This is a genomic window from Micromonospora sp. NPDC049175, from assembly GCF_043197345.1.
Taxonomy (GTDB): domain Bacteria; phylum Actinomycetota; class Actinomycetes; order Mycobacteriales; family Micromonosporaceae; genus Micromonospora.
The window spans coordinates 38,711-57,488 of sequence record NZ_JBICSY010000009.1; the positions used below are offsets into that span (position 1 = coordinate 38,711).

General features: G+C 70.2%; 12 protein-coding genes. 9 read left to right on the forward strand and 3 right to left on the reverse strand.

Annotation, left to right across the window (positions count from 1 at the left end; translation table 11 throughout):
* The first annotated feature begins 80 nt into the window (after positions 1-80).
* Both ACGFH8_RS28930 and ACGFH8_RS28935 read left to right on the forward strand, forming a co-directional pair.
* Positions 81-836 (forward strand): response regulator transcription factor, encoded by a 756-nt coding sequence (locus ACGFH8_RS28930; RefSeq protein WP_393373184.1) that lies wholly within the window; start codon positions 81-83, stop codon positions 834-836.
* On the forward strand, positions 814-2,319 hold the full coding sequence (locus tag ACGFH8_RS28935) for a sensor histidine kinase (RefSeq protein WP_393373186.1): 1,506 nt from the start codon (positions 814-816) through the stop codon (positions 2,317-2,319). Before ACGFH8_RS28930 ends, ACGFH8_RS28935 begins: the two co-directional genes overlap by 23 nt.
* A 23-nt stretch (positions 2,320-2,342) precedes the next feature.
* Here ACGFH8_RS28935 and ACGFH8_RS28940 read toward each other — a convergent pair whose 3' ends face one another.
* Positions 2,343-3,191, reverse strand: coding sequence for an arginase family protein (locus ACGFH8_RS28940; protein ID WP_393373579.1), 849 nt, complete (start codon positions 3,189-3,191; stop codon positions 2,343-2,345).
* Between the two features lie 198 nt (positions 3,192-3,389).
* On the opposite strand from ACGFH8_RS28940, the gene ACGFH8_RS28945 reads away from it, so the two are divergent.
* From ACGFH8_RS28945 to ACGFH8_RS28960, 4 genes are all read left to right on the forward strand, one after another.
* Complete coding sequence (locus ACGFH8_RS28945) at positions 3,390-3,539, forward strand: hypothetical protein (protein ID WP_007459587.1); 150 nt, start codon at positions 3,390-3,392, stop codon at positions 3,537-3,539.
* A 17-nt stretch (positions 3,540-3,556) separates the two neighbouring features.
* On the forward strand, positions 3,557-4,987 hold the full coding sequence (locus ACGFH8_RS28950) for a class I SAM-dependent methyltransferase (protein ID WP_393373582.1): 1,431 nt from the start codon (positions 3,557-3,559) through the stop codon (positions 4,985-4,987).
* Positions 4,980-7,013, forward strand: coding sequence for a sulfatase-like hydrolase/transferase (locus ACGFH8_RS28955; RefSeq protein ID WP_393373189.1), 2,034 nt, complete (start codon positions 4,980-4,982; stop codon positions 7,011-7,013). Before ACGFH8_RS28950 ends, ACGFH8_RS28955 begins: the two co-directional genes overlap by 8 nt.
* A 163-nt stretch (positions 7,014-7,176) precedes the next feature.
* Positions 7,177-8,460 carry a citrate synthase gene (locus ACGFH8_RS28960; RefSeq protein WP_393373191.1) on the forward strand — a complete coding sequence of 428 codons (1,284 nt, stop codon included), beginning with the start codon at positions 7,177-7,179 and terminating at the stop codon, positions 8,458-8,460.
* A 266-nt stretch (positions 8,461-8,726) separates the two neighbouring features.
* Here the strand turns inward: ACGFH8_RS28960 and ACGFH8_RS28965 are convergent, their stop codons facing one another.
* Positions 8,727-9,998: a glycosyltransferase family 4 protein gene (locus ACGFH8_RS28965; RefSeq protein WP_393373585.1), complete on the reverse strand. Its 1,272-nt coding sequence runs from the start codon at positions 9,996-9,998 to the stop codon at positions 8,727-8,729.
* Positions 9,999-10,500: 502 nt separating this feature from the next.
* Between ACGFH8_RS28965 and glgX the strand changes: the two genes are divergently transcribed.
* The 3 genes from glgX to treZ are packed head-to-tail and all read left to right on the forward strand — an operon-like array spanning position 10,501 to position 16,647.
* The gene (gene glgX / locus ACGFH8_RS28970; RefSeq protein ID WP_393373194.1) at positions 10,501-12,618 is read left to right on the forward strand and encodes a glycogen debranching protein GlgX; all 2,118 of its coding nucleotides are present in this window, start codon (positions 10,501-10,503) and stop codon (positions 12,616-12,618) included.
* Position 12,619: 1 nt separating this feature from the next.
* Positions 12,620-14,926 carry a malto-oligosyltrehalose synthase gene (gene treY, locus ACGFH8_RS28975; RefSeq protein ID WP_393373197.1) on the forward strand — a complete coding sequence of 769 codons (2,307 nt, stop codon included), beginning with the start codon at positions 12,620-12,622 and terminating at the stop codon, positions 14,924-14,926.
* Positions 14,923-16,647 carry a malto-oligosyltrehalose trehalohydrolase gene (gene treZ, locus ACGFH8_RS28980; protein WP_393373200.1) on the forward strand — a complete coding sequence of 575 codons (1,725 nt, stop codon included), beginning with the start codon at positions 14,923-14,925 and terminating at the stop codon, positions 16,645-16,647. Before treY ends, treZ begins: the two co-directional genes overlap by 4 nt.
* Positions 16,648-16,899: 252 nt before the next feature.
* On the opposite strand, the gene ACGFH8_RS28985 is transcribed toward treZ, so the two are convergent.
* A complete protein-coding gene (locus ACGFH8_RS28985; RefSeq protein ID WP_393373203.1) occupies positions 16,900-18,618 on the reverse strand; it encodes an AIPR family protein in 1,719 nt (572 codons plus the stop codon).
* Positions 18,619-18,778 lie beyond the last annotated feature (160 nt).

An 18,778-nucleotide genomic window follows, 5' to 3' on the forward strand; every position in this document is an offset into this window, starting at 1 on the left:
CGACGCCGGCGTCGGGTCGGGCCGGCCGCACAGCTGGCACACAGCTCCCGCAGGGGCGTGGCACAGACGTCGCGGCCACGATGGGCGCCATGGTCACACACGGGCAGACCGCGCCGAGCCGGATCGAGCTGCGTCGCCCCGACGGCGAACCCGTCCGGGTGCTGGTGGTCGACGACGAGGCGACGCTCACCGACCTGCTGTCGATGGCGCTGCGTTACGAGGGTTGGCAGGTCCGCAGCGCCGGCAACGGCATGGCGGCGTTGAGCACCGCCCGACAGTTCCAGCCGGACGCCGTTGTCCTCGACGTGATGCTGCCCGACCTGGACGGCTTCCAGGTGCTGCGCCGGCTGCGCGAGCACGCCCCCACCGTCCCGGTGCTCTTCCTGACCGCCCGCGACGCCGTCGAGGAACGCATCGCCGGCCTGACCGTGGGCGGCGACGACTACGTGACCAAGCCGTTCAGCCTGGAGGAGGTGATCGCCCGGCTGCGCGCGCTGCTGCGCCGCTCCGGCTTCGCCGTCGCCGCCCGGGAGGACGCGGTCCTCACCGTCGGTGACCTCAGCCTCGACGAGGACAGCCACGAGGTCCGCCGCGACGGCCACCTGATCACCCTCACCGCTACCGAGTTCGAGCTGCTGCGCTACCTGATGCGCAACCCACGCCGGGTGCTCAGCAAGGCGCAGATCCTCGACCGGGTGTGGCACTACGACTTCGGCGGCCAGGCCAACGTGGTGGAGCTGTACATCTCGTACCTGCGCAAGAAGATCGACGCCGGTCGGGCGCCGATGATCCACACGTTGCGCGGTGCGGGCTATGTCCTCAAGCCCGCCGAGTAACCTCCGCCCACTGCGCGCCGCCCGCCGGTGGCTGGCCGGCCGTTCCCTGCGTACCCGGTTGGTGTTTGCCCTCGTCGCGTTGCTGGCGGTGGTCAGCGTCGCCGTCGCCGGCCTCACCACAGTGGCGCTGCGGCACGTCCTGATCGCCCGGATCGACGCCGAGTTGGCGCCCGCCACCGTCCTGCGGGGTGAGCGTCCGGGACGGCCGGCGTTCCCGGGCAGTGGCCCGGCCATCCCACCCGGGTCCCCGTCGGGCACGGTGGTCGCCGAGATCACCGGCGGCCGGGTGACCAGCGCCCGGACCCTCACCGACAGCCCGTCGGGCGACGACCCGTTCCCCGACGAGCAGACCGTCGCGGTCGGGGAGGTCGCCGCGCTGGCCGACCTGCCGGTCGACGCCCGACCGCGCACCGTCGACCTGGGCGCCCGCGGCGACTACCGGGCGGTGGCCCGGCAGTACTGGGACGGCCGGGTACGCGTCGTCGCCGTCCCGCTGGCCGGCGTGCGGGAGACCGTCCGGCGGCAACTCGCCGCGCAGGCCGGGGTGGTCGCCGTCGGGCTGCTCCTCGCGGGCGCGGCCGGGGCGCTGATCGTGCGGGCCACGCTGCGCCCGCTCAACCGGGTGGCCGCCACCGCCACCCGGGTCACCGAACTGCCCCTGGACCGCGGCGAGGTGGCGCTCGCCGTCCGGGTCCCGACCGCGGACACCGACCCGCGTACCGAGGTCGGCCAGGTCGGCGCGGCCCTGAACCGGATGCTGGGCCACGTCGCCGACGCGCTGTCCGCGCGGCAGGCCAGCGAGACCCGGGTACGCCAGTTCGTCGCCGACGCCAGCCACGAGCTGCGGACGCCCCTCGCGGCGATCCGCGGCTACGCGGAGCTGGCCCGGCGCGGGCGCGACGAGGTCCCCGCCGACGTGGCGCACGCCCTGCGCCGGGTGGAGTCGGAGAGCACCCGGATGACACGCCTCGTCGACGACCTGCTGCTGCTGGCCCGTCTCGACTCCGGTCGGCCGCTCGCGGCGGACCCGGTCGACCTGACCGCCCTGCTCGTGGACGCGGTCAGCGACGCGCACGTCGCCGGCCCCGACCACCACTGGCAGCTCGGCCTGCCCGAGGTGGCGATCCGGGTGCCCGGCGACGCCGCGCGGCTGCACCAGGTGGTGGCGAACCTGCTCGGCAACGCCCGGGTGCACACCCCGCCCGGCAGCACGGTCGTCACCACGCTCGCCGTCGACGCCGACAACGCCGTGCTCACCGTCGCCGACGACGGACCCGGGGTGCCGGCGGAGCTGCGACCGGAGATGTTCGAACGCTTCGCGCGCGGCGACAGCTCCCGGTCCCGGGAGCACGGCAGCACGGGCCTCGGCCTGGCGATCGTCGCGGCCGTGGTGGAGGCCCACCACGGCACCGTCGCGGTGGACAGCGCTCCGGGCCGGACCGTGTTCACCGTCCGGTTGCCCCATGCCAGCGCGGACACCTGATCGGCTCGCGGGGCAGGTGTGGGTCAGCCGCCCAGCATCCCGGTGAGGACCTCGACGACGCGTCGCGTGTGACGCCCGTCCGGGTCCTCGTCGGTGTTCAGGTCGGTCACGCTCATCCCGAGCAGCCGGTCGGCACGGGCCAGTGGGGTGACGAGCGCGATCAGGTCGGCCCAGCGCAACCCGTCCGGCTCGGGGTAGGTCACCGCGGGCAGATCCCGCGGGTCCACCACGTCCAGGTCGAGGTGCAGCCAGGCCGGCCCGTCGGAGTCGGTGGCCAGGCCCGCCCCGACCGTCGCGGCGCCCCGGCGCAGCACCTCGGCGGCGTTCACCTGGTGGATCGCCGGGTCGATCCGGGCCGCCTCGACCCGGCTGCTCTCGTCGCTGGCCGGGCGGTGCCCGAGCAGGTGGACCCGGCTCGGCTCGATCAGCGCGCCGTCCGGGCCGACGGCGGCGGCCGGGCCGTGCCCGGTGAGCACCGAGAGGTCCATGTCGGCGGCCTCACCGGTCGGTGAGGTCGCGCCGTCGAGGAAGTCCGGGTGGGCGTCCACGAACCACAGCTCGGTCTTCGGCGGCAGGGCCCGGCAGATGCCGGGCAGGATCGCGCAGTCCCCGCCGAGCACCAGCGGTCGACGGCCGTCCGCCAGGATCGCGCCGACCCGCGCGGCGATCGCGCCACCGGCCCGGACCAGGCCCGCGGCGCCGATCACCCCGCTGGCCGGATCTCGGATCGGGTCGCGCAACCGGGCCTCGTCGATCTGCCCGCCGTCGTCGGCGGAAAGGGCGTCGTGCAGGCCGGCCCGGCGCAGCGCGGCCGGTGCCCGTTCCTCGCCGCGCCCAGCGCCGGAGGAGTCCAGCGGGGCGTCCACGATCATCCAGCGCACGTCCGCAGCGTACCGGCGCGGTGGGGCGTTTCGACCACATTCTGTGGCGAGGCTGGGAGTCCGCGAATGTGCCCGCGACGGCGATGACGAGCGGCGTACGGTGAGGGACAAGTCCGGCTTTCTGGGTCAAAAGCCTCATGGTGTACGCCTGGGACCGGGGTCGGGACGGGCGAGGGCAAGGAGCGATCGGTGATACATCTGGCCTACCTGGACGCGGGATCCGGCAGCCTGATCGTGCAGGCCGTCGTCGGCGGGGTGGCCGGCGCCGCGGTCGCCGCCAAGCTCTACTGGCGACGCCTCGTCGACAGGTTCCGCCGGCAACCGACCGACCAGCGGTGAGCGGGCCGGTCCCCACGATGGCGATCTCACCCACCGAGGTACGACAGGAGCCGGCCTCCTTCCGCGACCCCGCCAACCGCGTCTTCCACGTCGGCGACGAGGTGCTGCGCGGGCTCGACCCGCAGGCCGCCGAGCACTGGCGCGCCCTGGCCGGCAGCACGTTCTTCCCGGCCCTGGTCGCCGCGCGCAAGATCTGCGCCACCGAGGACGCCCCGTCGACACTCGTGCCCGCCGCGACCGGCGCACCCTGGGCCGCCGTGCTGCGCCACGAGCGCATCCCGTTCGTCTCCCACCCGTACGAGTGGTCGTTCGGCATGCTGCGCGACGCCGCCCTGCTGCACCTGGAGATCCTGTCCGCCGCGCTCGCCGACGGCTTCACCACCAAGGACGGCTCGGCGTACAACCTGCAGTGGCGCGGCGCCGAGCCGGTCTTCATCGACATCGGCTCCTTCGAGCCGGTCCGCGAGGACGAGCCGTGGGCCGGTTACCGGCAGTTCTGCCAGACCGTGCTCTATCCGCTGATGCTCACCGCCCACCTGGGCGTCGACTTCCAACCCTGGCTGCGCGCCCGGGTCGACGGCATCGAGGCCGACGAACTCCGACCCCTGTTCGGCGGGACCCGCCGGCTGCGCCCCGGCGTGCTGACCCACCTGCACCTGCACGGCGCCATGCAGCGCCGCAACGCCGCCGCCAGCACCACCGACGTCCGCGACCAGCTACGGGCCGCCGGCTTCTCCCGGGAGCTGCTGCTGGCCACCGTCCGCGGCATGCAGAAACTGGTCCGCAAGCTGGACCATCGCCCGGCGGAGAGCCACTGGTCGGACTACCAGCACACCTGCGGCTACTCGGCCCGCGACCGGGTGGCGAAGGAGCAGTTCGTCGCCGCCGCGGTGGCCGCCGGCACCCGCCCCCGCCTGGTGCTCGACCTCGGCGCCAACGACGGCCGGTACTCCCGACTGGCCGCCGGGCACGCCGACTACGTGGTCGCCGTCGAACAGGACCCGGCGGTGGTCGACGCGCTGTACCGGAAACTGCGCGCCGAGGGACAGCGCCGCATCCTGCCGCTGGTGCTGGACCTCGCCGACCCGTCACCCGGCGGCGGTTGGCGGGGCGTCGAGCGGGCCGGCTTCGCCGCGCGGGCCTGCGCCGACGTGGTGCTCGCCCTGGCCGTGGTGCACCACCTGGCGATCGGGCGCAACGTGCCGCTGCCGGAGGTGGTCGACTGGCTGACCGGGCTGACCGCGCCCGGCGGCGCGGTGGTGGTGGAGTTCGTCGGGCCGGAGGACCCGATGGCGACCCGGCTGCTCGCCAACAAGCCCGCCGGCCTCTTCCCGGACTACCGGCGCGACACCTTCGAGGCGTTGCTCGCCGCCCGAGGCCGCATCACCGACCGGCTGGAACTGCCCTCGGGCACCCGCACGCTCTACCGGACGGTGGTGGGTGGCTGACCCGGCCGCCGCCGACCCGCCAGCGGCCTTCGGGCGGTGGGCTCGGGGCTGGCGGGGCGAGCTGGGCCGGCTGCTGGAGGTGGCCGCGCTGGTCGGGCTCGTCGTCACCCAGCCGCTGCTGGATGTGCTCGGCCGCAGCCCCGACTTCTTCCTCTTCCACCGCGCCGACCCGACCCAGATCCTGCTGCTGACCGCCCTGGTGACGGTGCTGCCCACGGGCGTGGTGTCACTGCTCGGCGCGCTCAGTCGACTGGCCGGCCGGACCGCCCGCGCCGTCACCCACACCGGGCTCGTCGGGCTGCTGCTCGCCGCCCTCGCCGTGCAGGTGGGCCGACACGTGACGCCGCTTCGGGGCGTACCCCTGCTGCTCGTGGCCGTGCTGGCCGGCGCCGGCGGCGCGGCCGCACACCGGCGGTGGCGGGCGCTGGGCCGCGTGCTGCGACTGGCCGCCGCCGGGCCGGTGGCGTTCGTGGCGCTCTTCCTGTTCGTCTCACCCACCTCGGCGGTGGTGCTGCCGCGCGGCGACGGCGGGGTCGCCGGCACCGCGCAGGGCACCGGCGTGCACCCCCCGGTGGTCATGCTGATCCTCGACGAGTTGCCGCTGGTCAGCCTGCTCGGCGCGGACGGGCGGATCGACGCCGCGAGGTACCCGCACTTCGCCGAGTTGGCCGCTGGCTCGACCTGGTACCGCAACGCCACCGGCGTCAGCGGCTGGACCCCCAACGCGCTGCCCGCGATGCTCACCGGCCGGTACCCGGCCAAGCCGGTCGCCCCGCACTACACGCAGTACCCGGACAACATCTTCACCGCCTTCGGCGGCTTGTACGACATCCGCGCCGAGGAGAGCATCACCCGACTGTGCCCGCCCAGCCGCTGCGACCGACCGGTCGCCCCCGAACAGGGGCTCGGCGTCCTGGCCCGGCAGACCGGCAGGCTGCTCGGCCAGCTCGCCGGGCCGACGGAGAGCGCCGTCGACCCGGAGGACTCCTACCGGGAGCAGACCCGGGCCGAGGCCGGCCTGGACGCCGCCGAACCGGTGCCGGCCGACCCGACGTTCCGCTGGGACAGCCTGGACGACAACCAACCGGCCCGGTTCACCAGCTTCCTGGCCGGGTTGCGGCCGACACCCCGACCCACCCTGCACTTCCTGCACCTGCTGATGCCGCACTCGCCGTGGGCGTACCTGCCCTCCGGGGCGCGCTACGACGCCCCCGAGGACCTGCCCAACGACGGCGCCGGCTGGATCGAGCTGGCCCGGCAGCGCCACCTCGCCCAACTCGGCTACACCGACCGGCTGATCGGCGAGACCCTGCGGACGCTGCGCGCCAGCGGCCTCTACGACCAGGCCCTCGTCGTGGTCACCGCCGACCACGGCGTCAGCTTCCGCCCCGGCGCGCAGGGCCGGGGCCTGGACGCGATCAAGGCCGCCGCCGGTGAGGTCGCCTGGGTGCCGATGTTCGTCAAGGAACCCCGACAGCAGGCCGGGCGGGTGGACGACCGCAACTGGGAACACGTCGACCTGCTGCCGACAGTGGCCGACGAGGCGAACCTCCGGCTGCCCTGGCGGGTCGACGGCCGCTCCGCCCGGCAGGCCCCCCGCACCGACGGCACGAAACACTTCTACGACCGCCCCGGCGTTCCGCTCACCTTCCCCGGCGGGGTGCCCGCCCCGCCGCCGCTGCCGACACCGCACCCCCTGGTCGGCACCGAGGTCCGCGCCGGACCGGCCGGCGGCAACGCCCGGGTGGCCGACCTGCCCGCGTTCACGGCCACGGACCCGGACACCGGCACCCTCCCGGCGCTCGTCTGGGGCGACGTCCCGGACCGGATCCCGGACGGCACGCTGCTGGCGGTGGCCGTCAACGGCCGGATCGGCGCCGTCGTCCCGGTGGTGCCACCCGACCCCGGCGGACGTCGGTTCGCCGCCCTGCTCAGCGACGACAAGCTGTTCCGCGCCGGGAGCAACCAGCTCGACGTCTTCCAGGTCGCGACGGACGGTACGCTGCGACGCCTCGCCCTGTCCTGAGCCGGTCTCGGGTACTGGGATGAGGGGTTTCCCGGTGGCGCGGTCGGGAATCGGGTGACGCATGCCTCACCGCCGAACCACGGCGGGCGTTGTCCCCCGAGCCGCAATTACGGTAGAAGCGAAGGCAATTCAACGTAGATCTGCCGGCGAAGCGAGGAACCACATGACGGAAGTCAAGCTCGATCACCCCGGTGGGCAGCTGTCGATGCCGGTACATTCCGCGGTCGAGGGCCCCGCCGGTATCGGGGTGAGCAAGCTGCTGAAGGAAACCGGGATGACGACGTACGACCCCGGTTTCGTCAACACCGCGGCTGCCTCATCGGCGATCACCTACATCGACGGCGACGCGGGGATCCTGCGCTACCGGGGATACCCGATCGAGCAGCTGGCCGAGAAGTCCTCCTTCCTGGAGGTCTCCTACCTGCTCATCTACGGTGAGCTGCCGACCGAGCAGCAGCTGACCGAGTTCACCGAGTGGATCCGGCGGCACTCGCTGCTGCACGAGGAGATGCGTCGCTTCTTCGACGGCTTCCCCCGGGACGCCCACCCGATGGCGGTGCTGTCGTCCGCGGTGAGCGCCCTGTCCACCTTCTACCAGGACAGCCTGGACCCGTTCGACTCCGAGCACGTGGAGATCTCCACGGTCCGGCTGATGGCGAAGGTGCCCACCATCGCCTCGTACGCCTACAAGAAGTCCATCGGGCAGCCGCTGCTCTACCCGGACAACTCGCTGGGGTACGTGGACAACCTCCTGCGGATGACGTTCGGCGTGCCGGCGGAGCCGTACGAGGTCGACCCGGTGATGTCGAAGGTGCTGGACATGCTGTTCGTCCTGCACGCCGACCACGAGCAGAACTGCTCCACGTCGACCGTGCGCCTGGTCGGCTCCAGCAACGCCAACCTCTTCGCCTCGGTCTCCGCCGGCGTCAACGCGCTGTTCGGCCCGCTGCACGGCGGCGCCAACCAGGCGGTGCTGGAGATGCTCCAGCAGATCCACGCCGGTGACGACGACGTCCGCTCCTTCGTTCGCAAGGTCAAGAACAAGGAGGACGGCGTCAAGCTGATGGGCTTCGGCCACCGGGTCTACAAGAACTACGACCCGCGCGCGGCGATCGTCAAGAAGGCCGCGCAGGACGTGCTGGGCCGGATGGCCAAGCCCGACCCGCTGCTGGACATCGCCATGGAGCTGGAGGAGATCGCCCTCGCGGACGACTTCTTCGTCTCCCGTCGGCTCTACCCGAACGTGGACTTCTACACCGGCCTGATCTACAAGGCCATGGGCTTCCCGACGAAGATGTTCACGGTGCTCTTCGCGCTCGGCCGGCTCCCCGGCTGGATCGCCCAGTGGCGCGAGATGATCAGCGACCCGGAGACCAAGATCGGCCGTCCCCGGCAGGTCTACGTCGGCGCGCCCGAGCGGGACTACGTCCCCTTCGCCGATCGCTGACCGTTCGTCCCCGGCACCACCGCAGGCCGTCGACCCCTCCGGGTCGGCGGCCTGCGGCCTTTCCGGGCGACTCCCCGGTGGACTCGGTCGTCGTCCCGGCGGTGTGCTCCGCTTGATCGACTCGGCTTTCATGATGTCGCGGTATCCCGCTGCGGTGGATGGCCCGACTTTCAGAAAGGCGAGTTGATCACGCTGGCGGACACCCCGACTTCCGGAAAGCCGAGTCGATCAAGCACCGTGCGCCGTGCGCCGTGCGCCGTGCGGCCTTAGCGCAGGCCGGCGGCGGCGAGGAGGTTGCCCTCGGGGAGCGCCGGGAGGGCGCGACCCCGCGACATCCGCTGCTCGGCGCGCTCGGCGGTGAAGGCGGCGTCGTGGTGGATGGCGGCGGCGTAGCTGGCGGCGGTGCGCTGGGCGATCGCCGACCAGCCGTACTGGTCGTGGACCATCCGGCGGGCGCGGCGGGCCATGACACGGGCCCGGTCGGGGTCGGACAGCAGCGCGTCGACCGCGTCGGCGATCCCGTCGGGGTCGTGCGGGCGGAAGGTCATGCCGGTGACGCCCGGCTCGACGATCTCGGCGAGGCCGCCGGTGGCGGCGACGGCCAGGGGCGCGCCGGCTGCGGCACCCTCCAGGGCCACCATGCCGAACGGTTCGTAGATGCTCGGCACGGCGAAGCAGTCGGACGCCGCCATCAACGCCGGCAGCTCGGTGCCGCCGAGGAAGCCCGGCATGGTGACCATGCCGCCGAGGCCACGGCGGTGCACCTCGGCCTCCAACTCGGCACGGTACGGGCCGTCGCCGGCGATCACGACGCGCAGCCCGGGGTGCCGCTCGCGCAGTCGGGGCAGCGCGGCGATCAGGTGCTGGACGCCCTTCTCGTAGACGAGGCGGCCGGCGAAGGTGACGAGCTGGCCGTCCCCGGCGAACCGGGCGCGGGCGGCGGCCACCGCGCGGGCCGGCACCCGCCAGCGGTGCGGCTCGACGCCGTTGGCGACCACGTCGACCCGAGCGGTCGGTACGTCGAACAGGGCGTTCACCTCGTCGCGCATGTAACCGGAGCAGACGATCACCCGGCCGGACTCGCTTGTGAGCCACTGCTCGACGCCGTGGATGGTGCGGTTCATCTCCTCGGGCAGCCAGCCCTGGTGCCGGCCGGCCTCGGTGGCGTGGATCGTGCTGACCAGCGGGATGTCCAGGTGGTCGCGCAACGTCATCGCGGTGTGGGCGACGAGCCAGTCGTGGGCGTGGATGACGTCGTAGCTGCCGGCCTGGGTGGCGCGTAGTGCGGTGCGGGTGAGGGTGTGGTTGAAGGCCATGGTCCAGGCCAGCAGGGAGCTGGTGGCGAGGGGGAAGGTGACCGGGTCTTCGGGGGCGCGCAGGATGCGGACGCCGTCGGCGTACTCCTCCATGGGTGCGCCGTCGGTGTGGCGGGTGACGACGGTGACCTCGTGGCCGGCGGCGGCGAGGGCGACGGAGAGCGCGTGCACGTGGCGCCCGAGGCCGCCGACGAGCACCGGCGGGTACTCCCAGGACAGCATCAGGATGCGACGGGTCTGCGGGGGCACCCCGGGGCCGGGCTGCGCCGGCACGGTCGCGCCGGGCTGCGCGGAGAGGCCGGGCTGCGCGGTGTGACCGGGCTGGGTCGGGAGCGGGGACCGGGAGGTCAGGGTGGGCCGGTGGGCCCGGTCCTTGGTGGCTGTGTGCTGCTCGTCGACCCGCAGGGTCACATCAATCTCCGTCCATGCATGGTGATACGCCGGCGTCAGTGGCGGCGGAGTGAGGTGTAAGGGGTGGCGAAGGGCCAGTCGGAACCCGCGCGAACGCTTGTCCCCGATCAAGGAAAGTGCATCGGGCCGCCAAACGCACCTCGAAAGCGGTCATCGTGACGGAGGACACCTGAAGGGTGTAGTGCGCATCAGACAGGTGGTTTTCAGCCGTCGCCTGAAAGGATGGATTGGCGCGCCCGGAGCGGGGGCACTACGTGCGTGCGCGCGGGCATGCGTCGGCCGGTGCGGGCACAACCATGGTCTAAGGAGCAACATGCAGGTCTGGCCGGGCGAGCGGTACCCCCTGGGCGCCACCTACGACGGGATGGGCACCAACTTCGCCATCTTCTCCGAGGTGGCCGACAGGATCGAGCTCTGCCTCTTCGACGAGTGGGACACCGGCGCGGAACGCCGCGTCGAACTGCGTGAGGTGGACGCCTACGTGTGGCACGCGTACCTGCCGGGCATCGAGCCGGGGCAGCGCTACGGCTACCGGGTGTACGGCCCGTACGACCCGGCCAACGGGCTGCGCTGCAACCCGCACAAGCTGCTGCTCGACCCGTACGCGAAGGCCATCGACGGTGACGTGCAGTGGGACCCGGCGGTCTACGACTACGACATGGCCGAGCCGGAGAAGATGTCGGAGACCGACTCGGCGCCGTTCATGCCGAAGTCGGTGGTGGTCAACCCGTACTTCGACTGGGGCAACGACAAGCCACCGCGCACCCCTTACCACCACTCGGTGATCTACGAGGCGCACGTGCGCGGGCTGACCATGCGCCACCCGGACATCCCGGAGGAGTTGCGCGGCACGTACGCGGCCATCGCCTCCCCGCCGATGATCGAATATCTGACCCAGCTCGGGGTGACCGCGATCGAGCTGATGCCCGTGCACCAGTTCATCCACGACAACCGCCTCAGCGACCTGGGGCTGCGCAACTACTGGGGCTACAACACCATCGGGTTCTTCGCCCCGCACCACGGCTACTCGGCCCTGGGCCGCACCGGCCAGCAGGTGCAGGAGTTCCGGGGCATGGTCAAGGCGCTGCACGCGGCCGGCATCGAGGTCATCCTCGACGTGGTCTACAACCACACCGCCGAGGGCAACCACCTCGGCCCCACGTTGAGCTTCAAGGGCGTGGACGCCCCCAGCTACTACCGGCTCAGCGAGGAGGACCGCCGCTACTTCGTCGACTACACGGGCACCGGCAACAGCCTCAACGTGCGCAGCCCGCACTCCCTGCAACTGATCATGGATTCGCTGCGCTACTGGGTGACCGAGATGCACGTCGACGGTTTCCGCTTCGACCTGGCGGCCACCCTGGCCCGCGAGTTCTACGAGGTGGACCGGCTGTCGACGTTCTTCGAGGTGGTCCAGCAGGACCCGGTGGTCAGCCAGGTCAAGCTGATCGCCGAGCCGTGGGACGTCGGCCCCGGCGGCTACCAGGTGGGCAACTTCCCGCCGCTGTGGACGGAGTGGAACGGAAAATACCGCGACACCGTGCGGGACTTCTGGCGCGGTGAGCCGGCCACCCTCGCCGAGTTCGCGTCGCGCATCTCCGGCTCCGCCGACCTCTACCAGGACGACGGCCGCCGCCCGTTCCACAGCATCAACTTCGTCACCGTGCACGACGGGTTCACGCTGAATGACCTGGTGTCGTACAACGACAAGCACAACGAGGCCAACGGCGAGGACAACCGCGACGGCGAGAGCCACAACCGCTCCTGGAACTGCGGCGTCGAGGGCGACACCGACGACGAGGCGGTGCTCGCCCTGCGCGCAAAGCAGCGGCGCAACTTCCTGGCCACCCTGATGCTGTCGCAGGGCGTGCCGATGATCGGCCACGGCGACGAGTTGGGCCGCACCCAGCACGGCAACAACAACGTCTACTGCCAGGACAGCGAGCTGGCCTGGGTCGACTGGGACAACGTCGACGAGCAACTGCTGGAGTTCGTCCAGACGTTGACCGCGTTCCGCAAACGGCACCAGGTGTTCCGCCGCCGCCGGTTCTTCACCGGCCTGCCGGTGGGCGGGCGCGGCATCGACGAGCCGCTGCCCGACCTGGCCTGGCACACCCCGGACGGGCGGGAGATGACGGGCGACGACTGGGGCAACGACTTCGGCCGCTCGGTGGCGCTGTTCGTCAACGGCGAGGGCATCCGCGAGCGCGGCCAGTACGGCCAGAAACACCACGACGCCTCGTTCCTGCTCTGCTTCAACGCCCACGACGCGCCACTGGACTTCACCATGCCCGGTTCCGAGTACGGCCAGAAGTGGGAACGGGTGATCAGCACGGCCGAACCCGAACCGGGCGACGCCACCGTGATCAGCGCGGGCGGCACCATCCGGGTGCCGGACCGGTCCCTCGTGGTGCTGGAGAGGACGATCTGACATGGCCCCCACCCCTCCCAAGGCCACCTACCGCGTCCAGGTCCGCCCCGGCTTCGACCTGGACGCCACCGCCGCGATCGTCGACTACCTCGCCGACCTCGGCGTCAGCCACCTCTACACCGCCCCGCTGCTGGCTGCCACCCCCGGTTCCCAGCACGGCTACGACGTGGTCGACCACCGGGCGGTCAACCCGGAGCTGGGCGGCGAGGCAGCCCGGCAACGACTGCTGGCCGCGCTGCGGGACAAGCACCTCGGCCTGGTCGTCGACATCGTGCCCAACCACGCGGGCGTCGCCGTGCCGCCGGCCAACCCGGCCTGGTGGGACGTGCTGCGCCGGGGGCGCGACTCGTCGTACGCCGACTGGTTCGACATCGACTGGGACCGGGGCCGGCTGCTGCTCCCGGTGCTGGCCGACGACCCGGCCGCCCTGGACGACCTCAAGGTCGTCGACGACGAGCTGCGCTACCACGAGCACCGCTTCCCGATCGCCGACGGCACCGGCGACGGCACCGCGCGGGAGGTGCACGACCGGCAGCGCTACGAGCTGGTCTCCTGGCGGCGGGGTGACGCCGAGCTGACGTACCGCAGGTTCTTCGCCATCGCGGGCCTGGCGGGTCTGCGCGTGGAGGACCCGGCGGTGTTCGCCGCCACCCACGAGCTGATCCTGCGCTGGGCCGCCGCCGGCGAGGTCGACGGCATCCGCGTCGACCACCCGGACGGCCTGCGCGACCCGGGCGGCTACCTGGCCCGGTTGCGGGCCGCGGCGCCGGACGCCTGGCTCGTGGTGGAGAAGATCCTGGAGTACGGCGAGGAGCTGCCGGACTGGCCGGTGGACGGCACGACCGGCTACGAGGCACTGGCCGCGGTGAACGGCCTCTTCGTCGACACCGACGCCGAGGGTGACTTCACGGTGCTGGACACCCACCTCGTCGGGCGCCGCACCTCCTGGGAGGACCTGACCCACGCCACCAAGCTGGCCGCCGCCACACAGCTGCTCGCCGCCGAGCTGACCCGGCTGGCCGCGCTCGCCCCCGAGGTGCCCACCGCGCAGGCCCGCGTGGCGCTCGCCGAGCTGGCCGCCGCGTTCGAGGTCTACCGGGGCTACCCGCCGCACGGCGCCCGGCACCTCGCCGCCGCCCGCTCCGAGGCCGGCCGCCGCCGCCCCGACCTGGCCGGCGCCCTGGACGCGGTCACCCGCCGACTGCGCGACCCCAACGACGAGCTGGCGCAACGGTTCCCGCAGCTCACCGGCGCGGTGATGGCCAAGGGCGTGGAGGACACCGCGTTCTACCGGTGGACCCGGTTCGTGGCGCTCAACGAGGTCGGCGGCAGCCCCGCCCACTTCGGGGTGCCGCCGGCGGAGTTCCACCGCTTCGCCGCCGCCCAACAGGTCCGCTGGCCCGCCAGCATGACCACCGTCTCCACCCACGACACCAAACGCGGCGAGGACGTCCGCGCCCGCCTCGCCGTGCTCAGCGAGCTGCCGGGCCGCTGGGCCGAGCAGGTCAAGACCTGGATGGAGTACGCCCCGCTGCCCGACCCGTCCTTCGCCCACCTGCTCTGGCAGACCGCCGTCGGCGCGTGGCCGATCGAACGGGAACGGCTGCACGCGTACGCCGAGAAGGCCGCCCGGGAGGCCGCGGCCTCGACCAGTTGGGCGGACCCCGACCCGGCCTTCGAGCAGGCCATGCACGCGCTCATCGACCTGATGTACGACGACCCGAGCCTGCACGACGAGCTGACCGAGCTCGCCGCCGCCATCACCCCCGCCGGCTGGAGCAACTCCCTCGGGCAGAAACTCGTGCAACTCACCATGCCCGGCGTCCCGGACACCTACCAGGGCACCGAGCTGTGGGACAACTCCCTCGTCGACCCCGACAATCGCCGCCCGGTCGACTTCGACGTACGCCGAGAGCTGCTGGCACGCCTCGACGGCGGCTGGCGTCCCCCGATCGACACCGACGGAGCGGCGAAGCTGCTCGTCGTGTCGCGGACCCTGCGCCTGCGGCGGGCGCACCCGGAGCTGTTCACCGGCTACCGGCCGGTGCCGGCGCACGGGCGGCTGGGGCGGCACGCGGTGGCGTTCGACCGGGGCGGCGCGATCACCGTGGCGACCCGGCTGCCGCTGGGCCTGGCACGCGCCGGTGGCTGGTGCGACACCGCGCTGTCGCTTCCCGTTAACGAGGTGACCGACCTGTTCACCGGTCGGGTCTACAGTGGCGGGGAGACCCCTCTGGACGACCTTCTGTCCGACTATCCCGTCGCACTGCTGGCTCCTCCCACCGCTGCCGTGGAGGCTGCGTCATGACCGAATTCTCCGTGTGGGCACCGGACGCCACCCGCGTGCGACTGCGCCTGACCGGCGACGCCGACCACGAGATGCGCGCCGCCGCCGACGGCTGGTGGCGCGTCGACGTCCCCGATGCCGGCCTCGACTACTCCTTTCTGCTGAACGACGACGAAACCCCGCTGCCCGACCCCCGGTCACCGTGGCAGCCTGCTGGTGTGCACGGGCCCAGCCGCCGCTACGACCACTCGGCCTTCGGGTGGTCCGACGCCTCGTGGACGGGCCGGCAACTGCCCGGCAGCATCCTCTACGAGCTGCACATCGGCACCTTCACCCCGGAGGGCACCTTCGACGCGGCCATCGACCGCCTCGACCACCTGGTGTCACTCGGCGTCGACCTGATCGAGCTGCTCCCGATCAACGCCTTCAACGGCGAACACAACTGGGGGTACGACGGCGTCTGCTGGTACGCCCCCCACCAGCCCTACGGTGGCCCCGACGGCCTGAAACGGTTCGTCGACGCCGCCCACTCTCGCGGTCTGGGGGTGATCCTCGACGTCGTCTACAACCATTTCGGGCCCTCCGGGGCCTACGCGCCGCAGTTCGGGCCCTACCTCGCCGAGCAGAGCAACAGTTGGGGCCGCTCGGTCAACCTGGACGGCCCGCACTCCGACGAGGTACGCCGCTACATCATCGACAGCGTCCTCATGTGGCTGCGCGACTACCACGTCGACGGCCTCCGCCTGGATGCTGTGCACGCCCTGCACGACTCGCGGGCGGTGCCCATCCTGGAAGAGCTGGCGATTGCCGTCGAGTCGCTGTCGACGCACGTCGGGCGGCCGTTGTCGCTCATCGCCGAGTCCGACCTCAACGACCCGCGGCTCATCACGCCGCGCGAGGCGGGCGGGTTCGGGCTGCACGCGCAGTGGAACGACGACGCCCACCACGCGCTGCACACGCTCCTTACCGGCGAGCGGCAGGGGTATTACGGCGACTTCGGCTCCCTCGAAACGTTGTCCGATGTGCTGACGGGTGGGTTCTTCCACGCTGGCACCTGGTCGAGCTTCCGGAACCGTCATCATGGGCGGCCGGTTGATCCTCGGGTTCCGGGGCACCGGTTCGTGGCCTATTTGCAGAACCATGACCAGATCGGGAATCGGGCTACCGGGGATCGGATCTCTGCCTCCTTGTCGCCTTCGTTGCTGCGGGTCGGGGCTACGTTGCTGCTGACCGCGCCGTTCACTCCCATGTTGTTCATGGGGGAGGAGTGGGCTGCTTCTACGCCGTGGCAGTTCTTCACGTCGCATCCGGAGCCGGAGTTGGCGTCTGCGGTGCGTAGCGGGCGGCGGCGGGAGTTCGCCTCGCACGGGTGGCCGGAGGGGGACGTGCCGGACCCGCAGGATCCGGAGACGTTCACGCGGTCGCGGTTGGACTGGGCGGAGCTGGACAAGCCTGAGCATGCTTCGATGCTGGCGTTCTACCAGCGGTTGATTGAGTTGCGGCGGTCGTGCCCTGACCTGTCGGATCCTCGGTTGCAGGAGGTTTCGGTGCAGCATGGGGACCAGTTTTTGGTGATGCGGCGGGGGGACACGCTTGTTGTCGCGAACCTGGCTGGGCGGGGGCAGGGGGTGTCGCTGCCTGGGGTGGCTCGGCGGGTGTTGCTGGCTACGGGGGAGGGGGTCACGGTGATGCGGGACCGGATCCAGTTGCCTGCGGAGACTGCGGCGATCGTGGCGCTGTGACTTTGGGGTGCCGGGCCTCGACAGCTCGAACCGCCGTAGGCCTTGCACGATGGAGGTTCAGCGTCGGCGAAACGTTTCCTGGACGATGAGCACCTAGCCTCCCGGCCCGTGCTGCGTACTCTTAGTGCGCAGCACGGGAGCCAGTTAGCGCTATTGCGATCGTAGGCGCTTATCTTCGTGCCATGAATCAGCGATTTGGCAGGCATCGACGTTGCGCGGCAGTGCCGTCGGCGCGGTTGGAGCTCAGCGGGCTCAGATTTCGTTCAAGTCTCGACTGGCCGAGCCGGCCAGGTCATTGCGAACACGATCTACAAGATCTCGACATCGGGTAGCATTTTTGAACAGGCTTGTGATGTAGTTGTTGCCGTAGGCATCCTCGACATGTTGAGTTAGCAAGTTGAGGACGGTGCGGGTTAAGTCGGACACGGACTCCAGTTGTTTTTCCCAATTCTCATCGGGGCTGTCAATGCGGGACATGTCGATCTGACGAAAGACAAGGTGTGCGATTATCCGATTTCCTTGAACGGCGATTGCCCGTGCCCGTCCGTCGCGGATCTGTCTTTCTTTTGCCAGTGAAGCATCCACTGCTCGAAGAACTCCGACGGTTCGCCAAACCTTATAGGCGGTCACGCTGGGATTAAATAATATCGAGTAGGGAGGCTTCTCGGTAGATTCCCACAATCGGCCAATTGTGCTTTTTGCCTGCACGGCGAGGTTTGGATCCCGAGAAGCGCAGGCGAGCGCCACCGTGGCATCGGTTATAGTGCAGCCGGTGGCTAGAGTGGGCGGCTGATCTCCCCGTTTGATGGCATAGGTTTTTTGAAGCGACAAGAGCATTTCGGTTCGGAGGCGACCCTGCTCAGGGTCCAGTGCTACGAAATCTCTGCTCTCAACGGTGTTCTGGGTATTCGTTGCTCTGGTGACTGCTGTTGCGAAGTCCGGCGGACAGCCTTCGAGAGAGATGAATCTCACCCAGACCCGCGCACCTTCTACCTTATCGCTCGCTCTGCGCAGCGCATTGCTAATGCTCGCCACAGTTTGTGCCCCGTTAACCACGCTTGCTCCGGTCAAAGAGAAGTGGCCGAAGTTTCGGGTGTTTGCTCCACGCTGGTTTTTCCGAACCCTGTCGCACAATACTGTTACGCCGTTGTTGAAATACCAGAAGTGATCGGTTTCTGATGTGAGGGTTTCTATCAAGTTCGAGTTGACCAGCGTGTTTCCCAGTGCGTTGCGGAGGTTCTTCGCGAACAGGCGATCCCCGTATCGCTCATACCACTCACCAATTACTGGGGCTCCAACTATCCCGTAATAGGCTTCGTACGGTTCACTTATGGTCCCCCAGCTTTCGAGAGTCAAATCGAGGTCGATGCTGCTGCCCGACGTTCCCTGCGCAACGGCTGCGTGTAGGTCTTGGAGCCCGATTATCTCGGTCTCGGCGTAAGTCTCATTACCATAGTTCATTTCCTGTAAGAAGTCTTCATATACTTCTTGAACTGGTTTAGCTAGCTCGGTGGATCCGGTTGTGACTACAGCTAGCGTGAACCGAATATCGTAGTCACTGAGCGCCTCGGAGATCTCCGGTTGCATGGCTTTAATTCTCGGATTGAAGCGGTCGAAGCGCTCGTTGGTGAGATCACGAAAACCAGCAATGAAATTCCTGGAGTCGCCCAATCCGATAGTCCCTGTGCCATTTCCGTCCCACTTCGACTGTACCAGGAATACGCGAGAGTTCGTCCGGTCAATAAAGATGGCATCGATGCCGTTATCGTTACTCCCATCCACTACTGTCTCGGCCGCTTCATTCGGCGTTAGATTTGTAAAGCGCTGGATAGCGAACGCGGCGAGTGCGCGGGTGAGGAATAGCTTGGACTTGTGTGCCTCCGACGCGTCACCCACATCCGAGAAGTCGATTAATCCAGCATAAGAACGCTCCAGTGCCTCGCGAATATGACGAACGTGCAACTTGCTCATGCATAGGCCCTTCGCTGCGGCTCGACAGATTCCTTGAGTCTGTAATTTGCCAGGATCGTTGGGTGCGGCGCAAGAGTCGATGAGACACCCTCGTCCGAACTTGCGCGGCGGAGTCGGGGCTCTCGGGAGGTTCGTGGTCGCGGCAGTCGCCCTTGGGCAG